26 protein-coding genes are annotated in these 20,356 nt (G+C 39.2%); 15 read left to right on the top strand and 11 right to left on the bottom strand.

The window, feature by feature from the left end; genetic code table 11:
- The first annotated feature begins 5 nt into the window (after positions 1–5).
- On the top strand, positions 6–233 hold the full coding sequence (locus J2S05_RS15770) for a hypothetical protein (protein WP_306984466.1): 228 nt from the start codon (positions 6–8) through the stop codon (positions 231–233).
- 40 nt (positions 234–273) lie between these two features.
- Here the strand turns inward: J2S05_RS15770 and J2S05_RS15765 are convergent, their stop codons facing one another.
- The gene (locus tag J2S05_RS15765; RefSeq protein ID WP_306984465.1) at positions 274–1,656 is read right to left on the bottom strand and encodes a VanZ family protein; all 1,383 of its coding nucleotides are present in this window, start codon (positions 1,654–1,656) and stop codon (positions 274–276) included.
- A gap of 291 nt (positions 1,657–1,947) precedes the next feature.
- On the opposite strand from J2S05_RS15765, the gene J2S05_RS15760 reads away from it, so the two are divergent.
- Entirely contained in the window at positions 1,948–2,886 is a 939-nt protein-coding gene (locus J2S05_RS15760; protein WP_306984464.1) for a diacylglycerol kinase, read from the top strand.
- Between the two features lie 33 nt (positions 2,887–2,919).
- On the opposite strand, the gene J2S05_RS15755 is transcribed toward J2S05_RS15760, so the two are convergent.
- The 3 genes from J2S05_RS15755 to J2S05_RS15745 are packed head-to-tail and all read right to left on the bottom strand — an operon-like array spanning position 2,920 to position 4,550.
- Complete coding sequence (locus tag J2S05_RS15755; protein ID WP_306984463.1) at positions 2,920–3,432, bottom strand: hypothetical protein; 513 nt, start codon at positions 3,430–3,432, stop codon at positions 2,920–2,922.
- 15 nt (positions 3,433–3,447) lie between these two features.
- A complete protein-coding gene (locus J2S05_RS15750; protein ID WP_306984462.1) occupies positions 3,448–3,999 on the bottom strand; it encodes a hypothetical protein in 552 nt (183 codons plus the stop codon).
- A gap of 17 nt (positions 4,000–4,016) precedes the next feature.
- Positions 4,017–4,550, bottom strand: coding sequence for a hypothetical protein (locus tag J2S05_RS15745; RefSeq protein ID WP_306984461.1), 534 nt, complete (start codon positions 4,548–4,550; stop codon positions 4,017–4,019).
- A 128-nt stretch (positions 4,551–4,678) separates the two neighbouring features.
- On the opposite strand from J2S05_RS15745, the gene J2S05_RS15740 reads away from it, so the two are divergent.
- From J2S05_RS15740 to J2S05_RS15725, 4 genes are all read left to right on the top strand, one after another.
- Positions 4,679–5,134 carry a flavodoxin gene (locus J2S05_RS15740; RefSeq protein ID WP_306984460.1) on the top strand — a complete coding sequence of 152 codons (456 nt, stop codon included), beginning with the start codon at positions 4,679–4,681 and terminating at the stop codon, positions 5,132–5,134.
- 680 nt (positions 5,135–5,814) lie between these two features.
- Entirely contained in the window at positions 5,815–6,399 is a 585-nt protein-coding gene (locus J2S05_RS15735; RefSeq protein ID WP_306984459.1) for a TetR/AcrR family transcriptional regulator, read from the top strand.
- An 81-nt stretch (positions 6,400–6,480) separates the two neighbouring features.
- A complete protein-coding gene (locus J2S05_RS15730) occupies positions 6,481–7,677 on the top strand; it encodes a YhgE/Pip domain-containing protein (RefSeq protein ID WP_306984457.1) in 1,197 nt (398 codons plus the stop codon).
- 48 nt (positions 7,678–7,725) lie between these two features.
- Complete coding sequence (locus tag J2S05_RS15725) at positions 7,726–8,073, top strand: MmcQ/YjbR family DNA-binding protein (protein WP_306984455.1); 348 nt, start codon at positions 7,726–7,728, stop codon at positions 8,071–8,073.
- Positions 8,074–8,410: 337 nt separating this feature from the next.
- Here the strand turns inward: J2S05_RS15725 and J2S05_RS15720 are convergent, their stop codons facing one another.
- Complete coding sequence (locus J2S05_RS15720; protein WP_306984453.1) at positions 8,411–8,611, bottom strand: hypothetical protein; 201 nt, start codon at positions 8,609–8,611, stop codon at positions 8,411–8,413.
- Between the two features lie 83 nt (positions 8,612–8,694).
- Complete coding sequence (locus tag J2S05_RS15715; RefSeq protein ID WP_306984451.1) at positions 8,695–8,886, bottom strand: hypothetical protein; 192 nt, start codon at positions 8,884–8,886, stop codon at positions 8,695–8,697.
- Positions 8,887–9,049: 163 nt separating this feature from the next.
- Between J2S05_RS15715 and rlmD the strand changes: the two genes are divergently transcribed.
- The 3 genes from rlmD (at position 9,050) to J2S05_RS15700 (ending at position 11,887) form a co-directional block, all read left to right on the top strand.
- On the top strand, positions 9,050–10,423 hold the full coding sequence (gene rlmD, locus J2S05_RS15710) for a 23S rRNA (uracil(1939)-C(5))-methyltransferase RlmD (RefSeq protein WP_306984449.1): 1,374 nt from the start codon (positions 9,050–9,052) through the stop codon (positions 10,421–10,423).
- Between the two features lie 150 nt (positions 10,424–10,573).
- Positions 10,574–11,545 (top strand): tRNA dihydrouridine synthase, encoded by a 972-nt coding sequence (locus J2S05_RS15705; protein ID WP_306984448.1) that lies wholly within the window; start codon positions 10,574–10,576, stop codon positions 11,543–11,545.
- Positions 11,546–11,638: 93 nt separating this feature from the next.
- Positions 11,639–11,887 (top strand): hypothetical protein, encoded by a 249-nt coding sequence (locus tag J2S05_RS15700; protein WP_306984447.1) that lies wholly within the window; start codon positions 11,639–11,641, stop codon positions 11,885–11,887.
- A 303-nt stretch (positions 11,888–12,190) separates the two neighbouring features.
- Here the strand turns inward: J2S05_RS15700 and J2S05_RS15695 are convergent, their stop codons facing one another.
- Positions 12,191–12,499, bottom strand: coding sequence for a hypothetical protein (locus tag J2S05_RS15695; RefSeq protein WP_306984444.1), 309 nt, complete (start codon positions 12,497–12,499; stop codon positions 12,191–12,193).
- Between the two features lie 22 nt (positions 12,500–12,521).
- Entirely contained in the window at positions 12,522–12,971 is a 450-nt protein-coding gene (locus J2S05_RS15690; RefSeq protein WP_306984442.1) for an OsmC family protein, read from the bottom strand.
- 138 nt (positions 12,972–13,109) lie between these two features.
- Between J2S05_RS15690 and J2S05_RS15685 the strand changes: the two genes are divergently transcribed.
- Positions 13,110–13,592 (top strand): hypothetical protein, encoded by a 483-nt coding sequence (locus tag J2S05_RS15685; protein ID WP_306984440.1) that lies wholly within the window; start codon positions 13,110–13,112, stop codon positions 13,590–13,592.
- A gap of 26 nt (positions 13,593–13,618) precedes the next feature.
- On the opposite strand, the gene J2S05_RS15680 is transcribed toward J2S05_RS15685, so the two are convergent.
- Entirely contained in the window at positions 13,619–14,002 is a 384-nt protein-coding gene (locus tag J2S05_RS15680) for a hypothetical protein (RefSeq protein ID WP_306984439.1), read from the bottom strand.
- 88 nt (positions 14,003–14,090) lie between these two features.
- On the opposite strand from J2S05_RS15680, the gene J2S05_RS15675 reads away from it, so the two are divergent.
- Positions 14,091–14,576, top strand: coding sequence for a putative periplasmic lipoprotein (locus J2S05_RS15675; RefSeq protein ID WP_306984437.1), 486 nt, complete (start codon positions 14,091–14,093; stop codon positions 14,574–14,576).
- Here J2S05_RS15675 and J2S05_RS15670 read toward each other — a convergent pair whose 3' ends face one another.
- Together J2S05_RS15670 and J2S05_RS15665 are read right to left on the bottom strand one after the other, a co-directional pair.
- Positions 14,577–14,945, bottom strand: coding sequence for a cupin domain-containing protein (locus J2S05_RS15670; RefSeq protein WP_306984435.1), 369 nt, complete (start codon positions 14,943–14,945; stop codon positions 14,577–14,579).
- A gap of 332 nt (positions 14,946–15,277) precedes the next feature.
- Positions 15,278–16,741, bottom strand: a complete 1,464-nt coding sequence (locus J2S05_RS15665; RefSeq protein WP_306984433.1) for an Msr family ABC-F type ribosomal protection protein — start codon at positions 16,739–16,741, stop codon at positions 15,278–15,280.
- A 436-nt stretch (positions 16,742–17,177) separates the two neighbouring features.
- On the opposite strand from J2S05_RS15665, the gene J2S05_RS15660 reads away from it, so the two are divergent.
- The 4 genes from J2S05_RS15660 (at position 17,178) to J2S05_RS15645 (ending at position 20,323) form a co-directional block, all read left to right on the top strand.
- Positions 17,178–17,687, top strand: a complete 510-nt coding sequence (locus J2S05_RS15660) for a hypothetical protein (RefSeq protein ID WP_306984431.1) — start codon at positions 17,178–17,180, stop codon at positions 17,685–17,687.
- Between the two features lie 71 nt (positions 17,688–17,758).
- On the top strand, positions 17,759–18,289 hold the full coding sequence (locus J2S05_RS15655; RefSeq protein ID WP_306984429.1) for a hypothetical protein: 531 nt from the start codon (positions 17,759–17,761) through the stop codon (positions 18,287–18,289).
- A 338-nt stretch (positions 18,290–18,627) separates the two neighbouring features.
- Positions 18,628–19,332 (top strand): response regulator transcription factor, encoded by a 705-nt coding sequence (locus J2S05_RS15650; RefSeq protein ID WP_306984426.1) that lies wholly within the window; start codon positions 18,628–18,630, stop codon positions 19,330–19,332.
- Positions 19,319–20,323, top strand: coding sequence for a sensor histidine kinase (locus J2S05_RS15645; RefSeq protein ID WP_306984424.1), 1,005 nt, complete (start codon positions 19,319–19,321; stop codon positions 20,321–20,323). Before J2S05_RS15650 ends, J2S05_RS15645 begins: the two co-directional genes overlap by 14 nt.
- Positions 20,324–20,356: the final 33 nt, after the last annotated feature.

Here is a 20,356-nt window from a genome sequence, read left to right as displayed (position 1 = left end):
TTGATGTGGCGTTTAGTAAAAACGAAGTGATTCTCGGGATACTAGCCATTCTCTTTTTTGTGGCTAGCCTGTTTCAGCCATGGTTTATCATTGGTATGAATGCAGTCTTTGTTCTTCTCCTAACAGTAGGAGTAATTGCTGGATTTAAGGGGAAGGAAAGCAAATATAATCGAGTGGTCTTTATTTTGATGATTGCTCTTGTGGCGAATGGTTTGATTCGTGCCGTTTTGTAAATGAAAAGCCAAATTCCTGCGTAGAGGAATTTGGCTTATTTTATATGGCTGGAATCAGTATTTTTTCATCCGACCCATCAATAATACTTGTAAATGAATAAACAGGTTGATAGAAGCCTTTTGAATCTAAGAAGTAGGTAAGCTCGACATCTTTAACTTCAATCTTGTTGATGTCCCCATATGCCCAGTCAAAAGATCCATCCATTAGTTGATTAAATGCTTGTTGCTTTGTCTTAATTGGTTTGTCTGTTACTTTGTCGTATGTAATTATGGATTGCACAATGGATTTTATCGTATCGTCTGAGAAATATTCAACAGATAATGTGCCATCAATTAATTGATCACCAGTTTTGTATAAATGTGTTCTCCACTCGTATTCACCCATCCCTAGATGATTAAGCTCAGCAGCGTCGGGGAGAGTAATGCCAAATCGATTAAGTTCATTTAATAGATTAGATTCATCTGTGTCTAGAGGTTGTATATTTTCCTCGAAAAAGTAGTTGTTTAATGTGTAGCTTCCATCCTTAAACTCAAACCAAAGAGAATAGCTTGGCTCGCCTTGGACGCTAAAAAAGCCGGTTTCAGCATCTCTGTTTACATCTATATCACTCGTATCTATATCCATCTGTTCAAAGAAAGATTCAACAAATTCTCTTGCTTCCTGCTCTGAGTACGGAGTGACTTTATAAACAGGTACGGGTAAATGATTTTCTCCCTCTAACATCACATCCAGAATCACAGTCGTTTCAATCATATCCACCTTTTTATTTGGCACAATACTAAGATTGCCAAATTCCTTTAATGAATACGTAACAAAAATAATCCCAAAAGCGAGTGAGGTAAGAAGCAATGGTGTTAGATAGCCAACTGCTTGTAGAAATCTCTTGTTCCATAATTTCATCACACTCATGGTCAATCCATATCCAATGATGGCCCCTAGAGTATTGTTAAATAAATCATCGAATTCAAAGACGCCGAAGCCAGTGAAATATTGAAAGGTTTCAATCGATAAAGTAAGGAGAATTCCCGCTGCAATGGTCCAAACAGCGTTCTTAAATCGATCATGTAACAGGGGCAATAGAATGCCTAAAGGAAGGAACATAACAATGTTTAAAATGACGTACTGCCAGTTTCTTACGCTAAAATTGTTCCAAGCCTCAATGTATGAACCGAACAAGGTAAGGTCCATGGCTTCAAATTGAGCACCTCTATTAAAGATTGTAACCCCAGATACCATAATTAAATAACCAATCAACACAAAGCTAACAATCGTTACTTTAATGGGAAGATTGGTAGTTCCTCTTAACAGCTTTTTGTAAACAAGAAAATAGAGGATAAAAAAAAGTAAAGCTAACATGATAATGAAGAATAATGCGGTAGTAAAATGATCTCTGATGATAGATAAGACTGTCTCTGCTGTCATAATTCTGGTGCGATCTTCCTTTCCTGTATGTTCAAATCAATTATCTATCAATATGGAAATAAAAGCTAGGAATGATTTTCAAGAGAGAGGCGGTTAGAACGATAGGCGCAGAGTATCGATGATTAAATGGTTTAAAATCATTTAATCAATTCTTTACATTACGTCAAATCGTCCTTAACTTTTGTAACAATTTGAGAAATAGGCAGAAAGGATTGTTTTTCGTCTTTTTTGCGATACAATACAAGAAGAGATTTTATTGCGGTATACCTTGAAGCAAAGTGGGAGAGCCAAATGAAAACAGCACGTTTAATATATAATCCAACCTCAGGACGCGAGCAGATTCGCAAGAACTTAGCCTATGTCATGGAACGACTTGAAAAAGCGGGATACGAAACCTCGGCTCACGCTACTACACCAGAAGAAGGCTGTGCCAAGCGCGCAGCTAGACGTGCAGCAGAACGTGGGTATGATTTAGTGATTGCAGCCGGTGGGGATGGTACGATTTTTGAAGTAGTAAACGGATTAGCGGAGCTTGATGATCGGCCGATGCTTGGCATCATTCCAGCAGGAACAACAAATGATTTTGCCCGTGCCCTTGGTATATCGAAGGATATTACCAAAGCGTGCGATGTGTTGTGTGGCGATCATATTGAACCAATTGATATTGGAAAAATGAACGATAAGTATTTTATTAACATCGCGGCAGCAGGAGCACTGACAGAGTTGACATACGAAGTGCCAATTAAGTTGAAGACTCTTGTAGGACAACTGGCCTATTACATTAAAGGACTGGAGAAGCTCCCACAAATTTCACCAACCTCCGTTCGTATTGAATACGATGGAAAGTTATTCGAAGGCGATATCATGATGTTCCTTATCGCCAATACGAATTCCGTTGGAGGATTTGAGAAGCTTGCTCCACGCGCTTCCTTACAAGATGGGATGTTTGACTTTTTAATCGTCAAAAAAACAACGTTCACTGAATTTATTCAAGTAGCCGGATTAGCCTTACGTGGAGAGCATATCAATCACCCAAAGGTTATGTACGCGCAAGCGAATCGAGTGAAGGTGGAAGTACTTGATGGAGAAGCAGAGATGAAGCTCAACCTTGATGGTGAACGCGGCGGTAGTCTGCCAGCCGAATTCGTTAACCTTTATCATCATTTCCAAATGCTAACACCCGTAGAACGAGATAAGAAAAAGCTTGAAAATGCAGAAACCGACCACTAAGGTGGCGGTTTTTTTGTTGAGGATGAGCTTATGTTAATTGGCCCAATAAAAAACAGCTGCAATAAGTACGACCAAAATTCCTAAAAATGTTGCATCCTTTGGCAAATCTGCACGCCATTTTTTTGCATCTAAGGATAGTGGGACATTCTGTATTCTAACGAGCTTTCGATAGAGTAGGTGAAAGTAGATGGAAGCAAGGGTCCAAAGAATAACAACAACTCCGGCATTAACTAAATGTATCGTTAGTCCTGTCATAGAGAATAAAGCAATTAGTAGAATAAAAGTAATGACAAAAACAAAAGATATATCTCTTAACCGCTTGGCTACAATACGACACCAACTGTCCTCCTGTTCCTCTTTTGTCCATCGTAGCGTCACAATAATCGGAATCAAGGCAAGTAAGATGCTTATACCAGCTACAGATTGAATGATTGGATCACTAAAGGGATGTAGCATAACTTGTATTCCCAGCAATGCTGCTGCGTTTAACACTAGTTGAAGCTTACTTGTTTCATCGTGATAAGGTATTCCTTGATCTTTTGTCATATTCAAACCTTCTTTCTAAACAATTTTGATAAAATAAAACCCTAAAATAAGAACAAACAAAATGGGGATAGTGATCCTCAACAATTTCTTATCTTTCACAGGCCATCGATCACTTGCTCTGTCAGCCTGCTGAATGTGGGCTAAGTGATGATATAGTTTTCTGAAATAGATCGCATTAATGAAAAGTAAGATTGAAGTAACAACAGCTACGCCTCCTCTTATCACATTGTGTGACATAGTATTAAATAAGCTAAAAAGGAAAATAAGCAGAACAACTGCAGCAAAAGCCGAACTAACTTCATACATGCTTTTTGCGACCAGTCTACGCTTCTTTTCTTGGCTATGTCTGTTTTGATAAGCGGATATAAAAGGGATAGAAGCAAGAATCACACCAGGAATGCTAACATAAACATACAAAAGAGGGTTGCTAACCACCCATATTTGAATGTTATAAAACAATATACCTGAAATGATTAAGACATTCAGAGTCCAGTGTTGCCGCTCTTTTACTTTTCTCCGATTTTCTACACGTTGCTCTTTAGATGGAAGGATCGACACTGTATTCATTCCTCTCTATTCAAACACTACAAAACAAGATAAAAGTACGCGCCAATTCCAACTACGGCTACACTTGTTGCGAGTCCTATTTCTGTTTTCCTTTGTTTTTTAGTTAGATTATCTTCTTTTGCGGAAACACCTTGATTGTTCACTAGCTGCTTATATACGAAACGGCAGATGAAACCAAGGATGATCCAATACGTAATAGCCAATAACCCCGCAAGTATTCTTGTAATAGATAATTCATCCATTCGAAACGAGCCTAATAAGAAGGATAGTAAGAGTATAGCTACCAATGAAAAGCTGACGGTAGTTGCATTTTTTGTCGCCAGTCTTCTTCGTATCATCTGACTTTTTCGTGCTCGCCATATGAAAAAGAGTGGAATAAGTCCTGCTATCATGCCAATTATAACGTTCCAGAAAACTACGGAATCACTTCTATCTAAAAGAAATCCATTATTCATAAAAATCCCAGTTGCTAATAAAAAAAATGAAGTCCAGTGTGATTGTTCTTTCACTCTCCTACGATTCTCCACACGTTGCTCTTTAGACGGAAACACCCGAATCAACTCCTTTTTATTCCAATACCTCAAATGACACCCAAGCAAACATTCAAAAATAACTATTGAAAATGATTCTCATTATTAATACAATGGAATAAGATTAAGTTAGTGGAGAGGATGAGACGATGTCTAAAATTGTATTGGTTTTTGCAAGCATGTCTGGTAATACCGAGGATATCGCTGATTTAATAACGAGTAAGCTTAGAGATAAAGGCTACGAGGTGGATCTAGAAGAGATGGAAGACTATGATCCAGCCGAGCTTTCAACATATGATGGTATTGTAATTGGTTCATATACATGGGGGGATGGAGATCTTCCATATGAGGCAGATGATTTCTTTGAAGCAATGGATGATGTAGATCTCTCAGGGAAAACCGCGGCTGTATTTGGCTCTGGAGATACCGTCTATCCTGAATTTTGCGAGGCGGTCCATACTTTTGAGCGTAAGCTAGAACAGTGCGGGGCAGTGCTTGCTACAAAAGGATTAAAGATTGAATTTACACCAGAATCTGAAGAAGATTTTGAAGCGTGCGATCAATTCGTTCAAGGATTTACTGAGAAGCTTAAAATCCATGCATAGCATTTTATAAAAAAGAATCTGAGAAATTACTCGTTGATTGAAATGCAACAACTACAGAGTACTAACCTGTAAGTAACCCACCTCTATTTACTATCGATTAGCTAAAACCAGCGAGTGTATGTCCGGAGCGGTAGCGGCCATCCTCAGACTTGGACAAATAACCCTAACCACTATGCTCGTTATACAGCATAATGGTTAGGGTTTTATAATCTTTTTTAATACAAATTGCTTTAAATAAACCAAATAAAAACTAGAAAGAGGAGTAATGTTATAGTGAATTGGCTTCCAACAAATTGTGCATATCCCATACGAACTTTCTCGTTTTGTAAGAACTCATTACGGTTACTAAAATTTTGCTGGTGATTTCGTTCATAATGTTTAATAACAAAAAATTCAGTCGCAAAACACGAAATGTTTACAAGAAATAAGAAAATAAGCGTAATCGCTAATCCATTCTCATATCGAATGAAAGAAGGTGAAAACATAAGAGTGGTAAAAAACAAGAAGAAGTAGGAGAAGTGAAACTTTTTTAAGACGATCATGTATGCACACCTCGTAATCTAGTAGACATTCATCTTTAGTATATCTGAGAGTAAGTTAACATGAAACATTACATTGACAGAAATGATCCTATCAAGTAATATGCAAGTAACTACTTGCATATTTAAAGGTGGGCAAACATGTCGGCAAAAGAAAAGACAAAGCAGCGTATCCTTACTGCTGCACTTGAGCTTTTGAAGGAACATGGTTACCAGGGAACAACAACTCGGCTCATTGCAGAACAGGCTGGCTGTAATGAAGTGACACTCTTTCGACACTTTGGAAATAAGCAGACCATTCTTGAAAAGGTCGTCGAAGGGTTAACGTTTGGACCAAGTTTAAAAGAAACGATTGATCAGGCTATTACGTGGGACTTAGAAAAGGATTTATATAAAATTGCTCATGGCTATTTGCATTTTATGCGTAGCATCGAGGATTTTGTGATGCTTGGCTTCAAAGAGTTTTATAAGGTCGAGGAGCTGAATGATGAGATGTCTCGTGGCCCTAAGGAATTTAAGCTATATTTGACCAATTATTTTGAAGAAATGCAGAAACGAAATTTGATGATAACGACGGATTGCGAAACCTTAGCTCTTAATTTTATTTGGATTAACTTTGGCTATTTTGTTTCCAAAGCTAGATTTGGAGATCGAGTAACAGCTATGCCTGATGAAACGTTCCTAAGAGAAAGTGTTCAGCTATTTGTGCGCGGGGTCAGGACCTAAAAGCATTCATAGGAATGCTTTTTCTTTGCTTAATAATGCAAGTAAGTACTTACTTTAATTAAAAAATGATTGGAGAAATGAATGAATACGTTTAAAGAATTGCTCAAACAACCTACTACTAAAGCAGGTATTATCATTGCCCTTGTGTTTCAAGTCGTTTTTTTCTGTGTCTGGCTAACCGCTTATGATGGCGTCCAAGAACGCATAACGGAGCTAGATGTAGCTCTTGTCAATGAAGATACACAAGCAGGGATGATGATAGCTGATCAAATAGAAGAGAATTTGCCACTTGCAATAGATACTACATTAACGGAAGCAGAGGCAGAAGAGGCGCTTCAAGATCGTACGATTCATATGATCGTGCACATCCCAAGTAACTTTACAGAAACATTAAGCTCTAATGAAAAAGCCGAAATTACGTACTCAATAAACCAAGCATCTGCAACAGTTGGTAAGCAGGCTCTAGAGCAAATAGCGACAAAGCTCACTACGACTATTAATGAACAGGTTGCTACACAACAGTTAGTAATGGGAGGGGAGCAATTTGCGAGTCAGCTCTCAGATAGCGGTCTACCAGAGCAAGCAGTTTCAACGATTCAAGAGCAGCTAACGGCGACTCTAGATCAAGTTGACCTTTCGCCAATTACTGCAGATATCAACCGCGTGAATGAAACAGAAGGCTTTGCCGCAACAATGATTCCAATGATGCTTGTGCTTGCGTCGTTTGTTGGATCGATGACCATGAACATGCAAATCCAAGTATCTGTCATGGGATTGGCTCGAAAAGGACTAAATAAATGGAACGTCTTTTGGTCACGCCAGCTACTGAATGTATTGGTTAGTGCAGGACTTGCCTTCCTCACTTATGGATTAATAGCTATCTTTGATATTAGTGTAACCTTGCCATTCTGGACAGTCTGGTTCTATCAGTTCCTGGTCTTCCTATCGTTCCTACTTGTCTCACAAACATTCTTAATTCTGCTCGGTCCAGCAGGGATGATGGGAAATATTGTGCTACTTTCTATGCAACTTGTGACTTCAGGAGTTATCGTACCAGTTGCGATGCTGTCACCTTTTTATCAAACAATCTCAAGCCTGCTACCAGCAACCTACGCGGCAGACGGATATTTCACAGTAATCTTTGGAGGAACAGGGGTCACCGAAGAATTCCTACCATTGTTACTGATTATGGCTGTTGTGCTTATCATTTGTGTGGGTCGAGTTGCGTTGCAAAAACACCCAGAAGCTCAAAAAGGTCTCATTCAACCTTCTAAATAACAGACGTCGCCCCTTTACGATATAATAAACAAAAAAGGGGCGAATCAATTGAACAAAAAAACATTGCACGATTTCTGCCTAACTATACAGGGCGCTACACATGACTACCAACCAGACTGGCAGGCGGACCGATATTTTATCGGTGGAAAGATGTTTGCCTTAATGGGTGAGAAACCAATGATTATTCTAAAATGCGACCCTATCCGTGCTGAGGAACTACGAGAGCAATACGAGGGGATTACAGCTGGATATCATATGAACAAAACCCATTGGAATTCGATTTACTTTAACTCAGATGTGGACGAGCAGATGGCCCATGCGTTAATTCAACATTCGTGTGAGCTTGTCTTAAATAAGCTGCCTAAAAAAGTTCAAAAGCAGATTAATGAGCAATGAGAGTTGAGAGAAGCAAGTATCTATTGATGCTTGCTTCTTTTTTTGAGGTGGTGGGGTTACCAAGAAGAATGAATGTGACATCAAGTTGGATAGAGATTTGTCACGAGATAGATGTCGTTGACAAGAGAGTTGTGCTTGTTAATAAGATGGATTGAGATTTACCAAAGGGAGAAGAACGACATCAAGAGGAATCGTCCTGAAACTATGAAGGATCCAATTTTACCAAGAGAGCTAGAGCCTTCTCAAGAGAGATCCCGGCTTTAGCAAGACCTCAATCCAGTTCAAAGTGACCATCACATAAAACACCCCAAAACCAATTGGGGTGCAGGGCCTCGTATTAGGTATTTTGGGATTGCGGTTGCGTAGTTTTACTTGATACAAGCTTTAACACACCAAATGAAACGGCAAAAATAAGAAAAAGCTCGATCGACTGATAAACCCAGCCAGACAAACTTGTTTGCATCGAAGTCCCTACCATAACAAGGCTAATCGTGAAGGCAGTCAAAGCTAAAAAAGTATTACTTGATAACCAAGACAAGGTGAATCCCTCCTTTAAAGAAGTATTCTTTTATTTTATAACCTAAAATAATCCATCTGAAACATAGATCCGTGTACAGTACTTTACGATCGATTAAGCTTTCGATAAGCTAAATGACTGATACAGTTGAAGACAAAAGCAATGACAAAAAACACGACTGTAGCTATTAGACTGGAATCTCCAGTTACATAACGGGGGATAGAAATGATGATTGAAAAGAGGACAGCAAACAAAAGAGCATACAAAATGATGTTCCTTGTTGACGTATCTTTCACAGTCTCACCTCAAATAGTTGAATTTGTAGTCATTCAACCATACCACCCACTAAAAATCAATTCAATAGGTTCGTCCATTGCCATGCCCAATGTATCAACGACCCATCTTTCATGGTAAAATGAACCCAGCACCCAAATTTAGACGTAAAGGAATTACCCATAGATGAGTAAAATGACACCACCCGTACACAAAAATCAAACCTTAGATGTAACGATTACGGACCTCAGCCACCAAGGAGCGGGGGTTGCTAAACATGAGGGCTATACGTTATTTATCCCAAAAGCCTTGCCTGGTGAGACCTGTGAAGTGAAGGTCACTAAAACAAGCAAAGGATACGGTTTTGCGCGCTTAATGACAATTCATAAGCCTAGTCCCGACCGCACAGAAGCACCCTGTCCCATCTACAGCCAATGCGGTGGCTGTCAGCTGCAGCATATGACCTACGACGGTCAGCTGCGCTATAAGCAAAAACAGGTTCAAGATGCATTAGAAAGACTTGGAGGCATCACGGATGTTACTGTTCAACCTACACTTGGTATGGACAACCCGTGGCGCTACCGTAACAAGTCACAGGTCCCAGTTGGCGAACGAGATGGAGAAGTGATCGCTGGATTTTATCAAGAGCGCAGTCACCGAATCGTTGATATGGAAGAATGTATCATTCAAAACGAGCATAGTGATGCAATCGTACAAAAGGTCAAAGAAATGGCTAACCAATACGGCATTCGTGGTTATGATGAAGACAAACACCGTGGCACTCTTCGCCATGTTGTTGTACGTTATGGACGCCAAAGTGGAGAGCTGATGGTTGTTTTTGTCACACGTGACGAAGCTCTACCAAATAAAAAGAATATCATTGAAGATATCCGAACAGCCTTTCCAGCTGTAAAATCGATTGTGCAAAACGTCAATCCAAAACGCACAAATGTTATTTTCGGTGACAAAACCAAGGTCCTCTGGGGCGAAGAATACATCTATGACTCAATCGGAGAGATTAAGTTTGCGATCTCAGCCCGATCCTTTTACCAAGTTAACCCAGAACAAACCAAGGTACTATACGACAAGACACTTGAATATGCCAAGCTAAGTGGCTCAGAAACTGTCATCGACGCCTACTGTGGAATTGGTACAATCTCATTATTCCTAGCCCAACAAGCCAAACACGTCTATGGAGTCGAAATCGTACCCGAAGCCATCAGTGATGCCAAGCGTAACGCCGAACTAAATGGCCTCACCAACACTGACTTTGCAGTAGGCGAAGCCGAAAACGTCATCCCATGGTGGGCAGCCCAAGGCATCCGCCCAGACGTCTTTGTTGTCGATCCACCAAGAAAAGGCTGTGACGAAAAGCTATTAATGACGATGCTTGAAATGAAGCCAAAGCGTATTGTGTATGTCAGCTGTAACCCAGCTACATTAGCAAGAGACTTGAAGGTGCTTGAAGAAGGCGGATATAAAACCAAGCAAGTGCAGCCAGTGGATATGTTTCCGCAGAGTACACATGTGGAGTGTGTGGTGGAGATGGAGTTAAACTAAACTTCTACTTGCTAGTTTGCCCCTGATTTCGTAAAATCGAAGTCGGGGTCTTTTAGATAATCCCTATGTATCAATATGTACACTTATAATAATTCAGAGCAATAAAATATATAGGCAAAACCTGAAATATGAAAGGATATGAATGTGAAAATGAGTTCTAATTTTTGGCGTGATCTACCACGACCATTTTTTATACTAGCACCAATGGAAGACGTAACAGACGTTGTTTTTCGCCATGTTGTGAGTAAAGCAGCAAGACCGGATGTTTTTTTTACGGAATTTACAAATTCAGAAAGCTACTGTCATCCAGACGGGAAGCAAAGTGTACGTGGGCGCTTAACCTTTACAGAGGATGAGCAGCCGCTTGTTGCTCACATCTGGGGGGACAAGCCTGAATTCTTCAGAGAAATGAGTATTGGCATGGCGGAGATGGGTTTTAAGGGAATCGATCTTAACATGGGCTGCCCTGTTGCGAATGTAGCTGGAAACGGAAAGGGAAGTGGTTTGATCCGTCGTCCTGACGTCGCCGCAGAACTGATTCAAGCAGCAAAAGCAGGTGGCTTACCTGTCAGTGTGAAGACAAGGCTTGGATATTCTAAAGTGGAAGAGTGGCGCGAGTGGTTAACTCACATCTTAGAACAAGACATTGCTAACCTTTCCATTCACCTGCGCACTAAAAAGGAAATGAGCAAAGTTGAGGCCCATTGGGAACTAATCCCTGAGATCAAGAAGCTTCGCGACGAGATAGCACCAGACACTCTGTTAACAATCAACGGAGACATTCCTAACCGTCAAGTCGGCATGGAACTTGTTGAAAAATATGGTGTCGATGGTGTCATGATTGGCCGTGGTATCTTCACAAATCCATTTGCTTTTGAAACAGAACCAAAAGAACATACGAGTGATGAGTTACTTGATCTCTTGCGTTTACAATTAGATCTCCATGATCACTATCATGCGATCGAATCCCGTGCCTTTAAGCCTCTCCATCGATTCTTTAAAATCTATGTCCGTGATTTCCGCGGAGCAGGCGAGTTGAGAAATCAATTGATGAATGCAAAATCAACGGATGAGGTTCGTGGGTTGTTGGATGAGTTTAGGGTAGAGGAAGAGGTAAAATAGGATAAAGAATAACAGCTTCCACTGTCTCTGATAGGATTATTGGAAGCTGTTTCTTTTAATTTTTACGTTACAATCTGATATGGGGGAATACATATGAAGTGGATAAAAGGAATCATGATCTTTCTGGGAATTATTGTCTCAGTTTTATCCGTCTCCCGTTATGTAGGCGGCATAAATCAAGCATGGTACACGATTGTAACCTATTTACTGATAGCGGTCGCTTTGAGTTTACTTTTGATTGTGTTCCAAAGGGAGCGGAAGCGAAACAGGCTTTTACTCATAGGCTGGATTCTGCCAATATGGTTTGTTGTGGATGCCATTTATGAGATGACTCAGCTTTAAAAAGAGGGGATGCGCGGAAACCTAAGATTAATGCGCGGAATATCTTCATTGTGCTCAAAAACTTTTATTATGCGCGAAAAACCATTGCTGGTGGGCGGTTAACCATGCAAACTGCTCAAAAATCTCCAGAATGCGCAAAAAAGAACCAACTGTGCGCGAAATCGCAGACAGTTGGTTGAACTGATAGTCTTAACCTGATCATTCTCCGGAAATTAGAGACGTTAAGGGGAGTAACTCGGTACTACGTATTTAAAAGGCTTGAAAACGTAATACCGAGCACCATTCCGGAAATGGAAGGTTTCCTTAATTCCCTAACCTAACATCCTTTTTTATCGAACTCCACCCATGCTCCCGCAAATGCTCCGCATATTCTTCAAACGTTATCTCTTGTAGCTCTACCACAAGAGGGGATAATGAAACCAAACATTCGTTATTTGAATAATCTAGTGTTACTTTAACCACTTCATATCCATTATGGAACTTTGAATGGAAACCTGGGTCATGAATAATGTCACCAATTATAGGGCGGATATCAGATTCGTATGTTTTACCCATGAGTTCCTGTTTTGAGTGATCACTTGAGTGAAAAAAAACTAATAATTGAATGTTCATTCATAGTCCTCCTCATTCACATCTATTCTTCTACAATAACCTTAACCTCAAGCTCCACTTCCACATTTCCCTGAATCGCGCGACTAATCATACAGGATGTTTCTGCCTTTTCCGCAAGTTTATGAGCAAGCTCAATATCTTTTTCGGATGCATCTGCTTTTAGCACAATCTCAGGACGGTGGATGATTGTTTTGTAGGTAATTACACCTTTTGTGACATCTACAATTCCCTCGGATGTCATCGTGAGCCCACTCTTATCAAGTTTACTTCGCTCCATCATCGCGGCGAGGGTAATAATATAGCAGGTGGCTGCGGCTCCAAGTAGCATTTCGTCAGGGTTGGTCCCCACACCTGGTCCGTCCATTTCTGGTGGAATGGAGATCTTAGTCACGAGATTACCTGATTCTATTTGTCCCACATCATTTCGTAATCCTGGCCAGTTGGCTTTTAAATGAAAGCTATGTTCTGCCATCGTTATTCCTCCTTACGTAGTAGGTGCTTTTATTCTATCATTTGGTCATTTTAAAAGATAATAAAAGGGAAAGCCTGTGATGTTGTCGAAACGGGTAATGATCCATCAGAGTTCGTAAACTATGGGGGAGCCATCTTAATGAAAAAAATCCTATCAATTTTAACTCTTTTGCTCATTTTAAATGGTTGTCATTTCTTCAACAAAGAATTACCGAGAGAAAAACCGGATGACTTTGCCTTTTCTTTGAAATATGGAGTGACGCTTGGGAATGAGTTAAATGCCTATAACGATACCTACACAAAGGACTTAGTATCTGATGGCAAAGCAACAACAGATATGGAACTATCAAATGAAGAATTAGTTATGATCTATGAGGAATTTCGGGAAGTTGATCTATTTACGTTATCAAGTGAAGCAGGTTCTGGTTGCTCTGAACCTAATGATAAGTACGAGCTATCAATGACAGCAGATGGGGAAGAATATCACTTATTTTGGAGCACAGCTTGTGACACAGAAAAAGTTCATGAATGGCAAGAAGCTATGAACTTTCTATATACTGAATTGATTTATCAAAGAGAGGAATATCAAAAACTCCCCGAAGCGAATGGTGGGTATGAGTGATTTTAATATTCTCAGTTCTATCCCCGCTAAGATAGTGCAATCAGTAAGCACAGTATACATAAAAGACCTGATAGTGGAGTCATGACTAGTCTTTCTTTTTTACTTCTTGATACGAGGTTAGCTAACGTGTTTAATCCTAAGAATACAGTAAAAAACCAGACTAATAGTGTAGTAGGTATAAAGGAGAAACTCGATATCACATTTGTATGGACTAAAAACACCAAACCAATAAATAACAACATAGCAGCATTAAATAGGCTTATCAAGCGCAACTTTTTAGGTAGAGTTTTATGGAAGCCTCCCATTGCAAATTCACCAAGCGGAAAGCCAAGTGCGAGGGTCAGTTGGAAACATGCGATCAGCACAAACAAACTCATAACGACGATAGCTAAGATATAGGTACTTTCCATGCTTCATTCCTCCTAAATAATAGATGTAACATATTTACTTTTTAGGTTATTATGAATATAGATAATCTAAATGCTGAGAGGAGAGCTTATGAAACATTTGTTGTTCTGGTTTTTATTTGTTTTGGTTTTGAGTGGGTGTGAATCTTCTTCGCAAGATAGTTTACCAAAACAAAAGCCAAACGATTTTGCCTTCTCTTTAAAATATGGAGTCAGGATGGGCAATGAATTAAATACATTCGATCATACGTATACAAAAGATTTAATCAATGATGGTTCGGCTACAACTATAATGGAGCTTTCTGATGAGGAACTTGATGCGATCTATGAGTTGTTCCAAAGCGCAGACCTCTTTCACTTACCAACAGAAATAGGTTCCTTATGCAGTCAGCCTTACGAAAAATATGATTTGACCATGATTGCTGATGGGGAAGAACACAACATTGAGTGGAATACCTCTTGTGATACAGAAAAACTCAATAAGTGGAATGATACGATGAATCATCTTCATAATAAGATCATTTATCCAAGAGACGAATACCAAGAGTTACCAGAGACGAACGGTGGTTATTTATAGTTACCTGCGTCTAGTGTGAGCATAAGTAGTTAGGAACGAAGGGTCGAGGTTGGGTCCTTCTAAAATCATCACAGTCATTCCTGCATCTGATCCTGATTCATGTTCCTCGCCCACTTCCCAGAATGCAGCAGTCCCTTTTTGTATATGTATTTTCTCGTTTCCAGGAGTTTTAACCCACCCCTCACCGGATACAACTAAGAACAATTGATTACTTGCTGCGGGATGCATACCTAAAACACTGTCCTCCCCCAAATACATGGTGCCAACAGAAACGGGCTTATTTCTGGATAAAGGGACAAACGTGCTATTCTTGCTGTTAAAATGAGTTACGTTTTTACCTACATCAGAGTCGAAACGGTATAATTTCATAAAAAACCCTCCTTTTGGAATGAGTATATCATGTTTATGAGACGTGATCTCTAGGCTAGACAGATATAGGAAGGGCGTGCGCGAAAAAAGAGTCCGTGTGCGCGAAAAACAGTAGAGAGTGCTCAAATACTTAAAAAATGCGCGAAAACGCCTTCCGTATGCGCGAAAAAAATGAATGATGCGTAAAATAAGGTAAAATGCGCGAAAGAGAATGGATTATGCGCAAAAATAATAAAGAGACACCAATCCTTGTTCTTTAAGCATCCATAAATTAAGCACCAGTTAAAAAACTGTCACCACCCAAAATGGAGACAGTTTTTTTTATGCGGAAATCACTTCATTTGAATCAACGTTTGCTTCGAAATTTCAAATACGTGATCAGCGACACGGTCGACAAATCTGCGATCATGAGAGACAAGAAGCACGGTTCCTTGATAAGCTGAAAGGAATGATTCTAGTGCTTCGAGACAGCTGATGTCTAAGAAGTTTGTAGGTTCGTCAAGGACTAGAACGTTGTAATTGCCAAGAAATAATTCGCATAATACGAGGCGAATGGCTTCTCCTCCACTTAAGTCTTGTACATTCTTTTTCAGATCATTACCACTTAGATCCATGGCATGTAGGATAGATCTTATTTTGCTCTCATCATAGTCACTTTTACTTTTCATAAAAGCCATAACTGTTTGTGGTTCTGTGAAATGATACGCATGTTGAGTATAGATTCCAAAAATCACTTTTGGAGAAAGAGTGATTGATTCTTTTTGTTCGGTGATATGTTTGATGAGTGAGCTTTTACCAGAGCCATTGGCCCCTTGAATAGCAATCGTTCTCCCTAATGGAAATTGAAAACGCACATCTGTTAATAGAGTTTTCTCTCCAGCAGTGACAGTCAGTTGATCAGCCATTATTGGAAATTTATTATGCAGCTTTAATGTAGGTGATTGATAGAATCGAATCTGCTTGATGACCTCTGGTGCAGGCACATCATCCAATTGTTCGACTCGTTTTTCAATTGCTTTTGCCGCACGTTGCATTAATTTTTGGCTGGTATCCTTTGATTTTGTCATGAACATTCGATTCGCTTTCGCTTTTGTTTCTTTTTTAGACATAGAAGAGTTTGCTTGAGTAATTTTTTCAGCTTTTTTCATTTTTTCTTCAGCGGCACTCAGCAAACGTTGTTTATCCTTTTGATATTTTTCGTATGTTTCCTTCTGTTGCTTTGATTCAAGTTGCTTCTGTTTCTCATAGTCTGTGTAATTCCCAACATATTCGGTTACCCGCCCATCAGCAACTTCCCAGATTTTTGTGACCAATTGATCTAATACATACCTGTCATGGCTGATAAGAACGAGAGATCCATAATAATATCTCAATTGTTCCAATAAAAAATGAGTACCCTCAGCATCTAAATGTGTCGTTGGCTCATCAATCAAAAGCCCCTCGTAATAGTGAGAAAATAAGCTAGCTAACTTAAGGCGAGTTTGCTCTCCACCACTTAAGCTGTCTACCTCTGAATCAGGGATTGATAGTCGAGCTAGTAACTCGTAATCATCCACATGGTGATCTGGCTTGGTTGTCTGTTCAAAATAACCAAAGTCAACAAATCGTTGAACGTTCCCACTTGTCGGATTAAGCCCACCCTGTAAAACGTTCAGTAACGTACTTTTTCCACTTCCATTTTTGCCTACAATGCCAATTCGATCAAACTGATAAATGGACAAGGACTGTAAGTCTAATACCTTCTGATCTAAAAATGTGACCTCAACATTGGATAGTTCTAAATTTAATTGTTCCATTAAACGTTTCCTCCCGATACTTTTCATCTTTTTTTAAAAGACATCTGGTATCAAAAAAACCACAGACCGGCGTCTGTGGTTAGCGAGTAAACAAAAAATGTATGTCAGGTAGCTATCATAAATAGTCTTACCAAAGTAAGATATATAGCCATACCTATGCATGTAATTTATAAGAAATAGTCGCACAACAAATATGCAAAATAGGTATTAAAAATGACCATACTACTCCCATGTTTACTCTGTAATGATGAACAGAGCCTTTGAACGTATTTAATTACTTGTTCAAAGTATGGAAACGTAATCTTAGTAATAAAGTCATTTTTAACAACCCTCCTAATAATTGATAGTTTTACTATACCTTATGAATTATTTGAATACAACAACCAAAGTAGGGTATAGGAAAAAAGATTGATAGTATATAGAAAAGAGGGGAAATATGTTATTTGACTATACAGCCCCTGCTATAGGGAGAACAGATAAGTCATTTATTATCGAGCATGATCAAAAAGAGATTGGACAAATGGAGAGATACTTTACGAAGCAAACAAGAAACCCTCAATATGATGTAAATATACTAGCCAAAGATTTTACTAGTGATGATGACTATAAAATTAACCAAACAGAGATTAAGTTATTCGGAGGGACGAAGTGGGATATTTATAAAAATGGAGAGATCATAGGAAGAGCAGAATATCCGAAAGGTTTCTTTAAAGCACATCAAGTAGTAGTGAGGTTAGATAATCACCCCATGTTAACGATGAAGGTCAAATTCGATCGGACAGCCTCCCTGTTGAATGAATACGAAGATGAAATCGGCAGGATGAAACGCACCACGTCTTTCAAAAGAACATATGAAGGGGAAGTGGATGATCAGTATATAGATATGCCGCTAATGCTATTTTATAGTCTTCTACATACGTTTTGGTGCTCTTCTCATATTGGGTGACATCCCTGGTACAGAAGCTGGAGTAAATTTACATATCAAAGGGTGTGAGATGTATTTTTAGAAAGTTATATTTGAGAGTATATTTAGTAGTAATTAAACATGCATTAGACATGTTTATAAGAAGAAGAAAAATAAAACCAAAACATGTAAGAGCAGTGAATAAACTAATGATTTCATTTGAAGGGGATTTAATTCGAGATCAAAGGCTGCTTAAAAATTATATGAAAGGACCCCGGCCATCTGTCCCTAAACAAGTTAATCAGATTGTAGATGCATTTGTGCAAGTAAGGCATTTAAAAGAAGAAGATGACTTCTACTTAGAAGTTGCTAAAGCGTGGGTAAAAGATCGAGCAAAAATTCCTCATCTAGTTTCCCTTGCTTCATATATTAGTTTTCTAACGTTATGGCTTGGTCTGTTGCTTATTATGTATTTCGCTGAACGAGTTTCAGGAGTGCCCTTCTTTTTGTTTCTATTTGGGTTCATATTTTTACCGATTATAGGGTTGCTCAGTGCATTACTAGGTAGAGGGTGGAGGAAGGCTATTCTTGCAATACTTAATTTGAGCAACATTGTGATAAGCGGGATGATTCTCATTCAATAAAAGAAGGGTTCCAGTTGCGCGGAAAATGAGCAGATGTGCGCAAAAAGTTCAGGTTCGTGCGCAAATAAATGGATAATGCTCAAAAATAGACTCCATGCGCGCGGGAAATTAATGTCTATGCTCGAAACGTGTCAAAATGCGCTAAAATGAATTGATGATGCGCAAAACTGAATGCCATGTGCGCAAAAATGTTGCAAATGCGCAAAAACACCTCAACAATGCTCAAAAAGGTATCCTCACTCCGCGCCTCAAGTACCACTTAAGACATTGACCCTCCCTCTCCCCACGTATTAATATGATAAACTAAAGACATAACTTGGAAGAAAGAGGGAGCGTTCATGTACATCCTGCTTGTTGAAGATGATCAAACGATTGCTGAGGGGCTTAGCTATTCACTTAAGCAAGAAGGGTTTGATATTAGGTTGTGTGCAAATGCAACGGATGCTAAAACGGTGATCAGTCAAGATCTTGACGTGTTTTCGTTATGTATTTTTGATCTGTCGTTACCTGATGGAAATGGATATGAGTTGTGTCAGCTTGTTAAAGAGAAGGCAGATACTCCTGTCATTTTTTTAACGGCGATGGATGAGGAAGTAAATGTAGTGATGGGTCTCGATATGGGGGCTGATGATTATATTACGAAGCCATTTCGGTTAAGGGAACTCATTTCGCGTATTAAAACGGTGCTCAGACGTTCGGCTAAACAGGCCTCTTCTTTTCAAAAACAGATGCTATCTATCGGTCCTATAAAAATACATACGCTCGAAGCGAAAGTCTATAAGTATGAGGAAGAGATTGTGTTAACTGCACTTGAATATCGTTTGCTGATTATCTTCGCAAACCATGTTGGTCAGGTTTTAACTCGTTCTCAATTGTTTGATTTGATTTGGGATGTTGGTGGAGGATTTGTGAATGACAATACACTTACTGTCTATATAAAACGTCTTCGAGAAAAACTTGAAGATGATCCACAGCGGCCTGTCATCATTCAAACCGTTCGTGGACTTGGATATAAAGCAGGTGAGTTCCATGCTACGCGATAAAGAAGTACAAAGATTTCTTCTCATTCTTTTAATTGTCACCTGTGCAGGTATATCAGCTGCTTATTTTGTGTCGACTGTTGCTTTATTCATTGTTCTGGCTACCTCCATTTTATTAGTGGGTGCTTTTTTTATGTTTACTATTAGAAGATATAAGCAAATAGAGCGATTGTCTGAGTATCTTAGAAGTATTGCTGCGGGAAACTATTCGCTAGATGTTCGTGATAATGAAGAGGGTGAATTAAGTATCCTGAAAAATGAGTTATATCGGGTAACGACGATGCTTTCTGAACAGAGTGCAGACTTATCTCAAGAGAAAGGTAAGCTTACAGATGCTATCTCAGATATCTCTCATCAATTAAAGACACCACTTACCTCGATGACTGTTATGGCTGACTTATTAAGTGAGTCATCAATAACGGATGAAAAGAGAGTAGAATTTGCTCGTCATATTTTAGTTCAACTTGAACGAATGGAGTGGCTGGTGACCTCCTTATTAAAACTTTCTAAGATGGATGCAGGGACCATTGAATTTAAAAAACAATCAATTAATGTTCAAGAGCTACTTGAAAAAGCGGTACAGCCGCTCCTTATCCCCATTGAATTAAAGAATCAAACGTTACAGGTCGAGCAAAACGAGCATGTGCACTTCATAGGTGACTTTCATTGGAGCATAGAAGCAATAGTGAATCTGTTAAAAAATGCGGTGGAACATACACCGAATGATGGAATCATTTCCATCAGTTTTTCAGAGAACATCTTGTATACGGAAATTAAGATTAAAGATAATGGTAATGGTATCTCAAAAGAAGATCTTCCATATATTTTTAATCGTTTCTATAAAGGAAAACAGGCGAAAGAAGGCAGTGTTGGAATCGGATTAGCATTAGTACATCGTATTATTAGTAGTCAGAATGGAGATATCGAAGTCAACAGTGATCACGGAGAAAGTACGGTCTTTTCAATTAAATTTTATAAGCGATTGTCTAAGTGACTAAATTGTCACCTGAAAAGTCACGGGAGAGTC

It is taken from the genome of Alkalicoccobacillus murimartini (assembly GCF_030813245.1).
Taxonomy (GTDB): Bacteria; Bacillota; Bacilli; order Bacillales; family Bacillaceae_D; genus Alkalicoccobacillus; species Alkalicoccobacillus murimartini.
This window is presented reverse-complemented; position numbering and strand designations above follow the sequence as displayed.

Coding starts and splice junctions, on each gene's coding strand:
- J2S05_RS15740 (WP_306984460.1), top strand. CDS start 4,679: ATGTCTAAAATTGTATTGGTTTTTGCAAGCATGTCTGGTAATACCGAG.
- J2S05_RS15660 (WP_306984431.1), top strand. CDS start 17,178: ATGTTATTTGACTATACAGCCCCTGCTATAGGGAGAACAGATAAGTCA.
- J2S05_RS15650 (WP_306984426.1), top strand. CDS start 18,628: ATGTACATCCTGCTTGTTGAAGATGATCAAACGATTGCTGAGGGGCTT.
- J2S05_RS15750 (WP_306984462.1), bottom strand. CDS start 3,999: ATGAATACAGTGTCGATCCTTCCATCTAAAGAGCAACGTGTAGAAAAT.
- J2S05_RS15700 (WP_306984447.1), top strand. CDS start 11,639: ATGAAGTGGATAAAAGGAATCATGATCTTTCTGGGAATTATTGTCTCA.
- J2S05_RS15665 (WP_306984433.1), bottom strand. CDS start 16,741: ATGGAACAATTAAATTTAGAACTATCCAATGTTGAGGTCACATTTTTA.
- J2S05_RS15760 (WP_306984464.1), top strand. CDS start 1,948: ATGAAAACAGCACGTTTAATATATAATCCAACCTCAGGACGCGAGCAG.
- J2S05_RS15730 (WP_306984457.1), top strand. CDS start 6,481: ATGAATACGTTTAAAGAATTGCTCAAACAACCTACTACTAAAGCAGGT.
- J2S05_RS15765 (WP_306984465.1), bottom strand. CDS start 1,656: ATGACAGCAGAGACAGTCTTATCTATCATCAGAGATCATTTTACTACC.
- J2S05_RS15685 (WP_306984440.1), top strand. CDS start 13,110: ATGAAAAAAATCCTATCAATTTTAACTCTTTTGCTCATTTTAAATGGT.
- J2S05_RS15675 (WP_306984437.1), top strand. CDS start 14,091: ATGAAACATTTGTTGTTCTGGTTTTTATTTGTTTTGGTTTTGAGTGGG.
- J2S05_RS15755 (WP_306984463.1), bottom strand. CDS start 3,432: ATGACAAAAGATCAAGGAATACCTTATCACGATGAAACAAGTAAGCTT.
- J2S05_RS15690 (WP_306984442.1), bottom strand. CDS start 12,971: ATGGCAGAACATAGCTTTCATTTAAAAGCCAACTGGCCAGGATTACGA.
- J2S05_RS15735 (WP_306984459.1), top strand. CDS start 5,815: ATGTCGGCAAAAGAAAAGACAAAGCAGCGTATCCTTACTGCTGCACTT.
- J2S05_RS15680 (WP_306984439.1), bottom strand. CDS start 14,002: ATGGAAAGTACCTATATCTTAGCTATCGTCGTTATGAGTTTGTTTGTG.
- J2S05_RS15645 (WP_306984424.1), top strand. CDS start 19,319: ATGCTACGCGATAAAGAAGTACAAAGATTTCTTCTCATTCTTTTAATT.
- J2S05_RS15670 (WP_306984435.1), bottom strand. CDS start 14,945: ATGAAATTATACCGTTTCGACTCTGATGTAGGTAAAAACGTAACTCAT.
- J2S05_RS15695 (WP_306984444.1), bottom strand. CDS start 12,499: ATGAACATTCAATTATTAGTTTTTTTTCACTCAAGTGATCACTCAAAA.
- rlmD (WP_306984449.1), top strand. CDS start 9,050: ATGAGTAAAATGACACCACCCGTACACAAAAATCAAACCTTAGATGTA.
- J2S05_RS15705 (WP_306984448.1), top strand. CDS start 10,574: ATGAGTTCTAATTTTTGGCGTGATCTACCACGACCATTTTTTATACTA.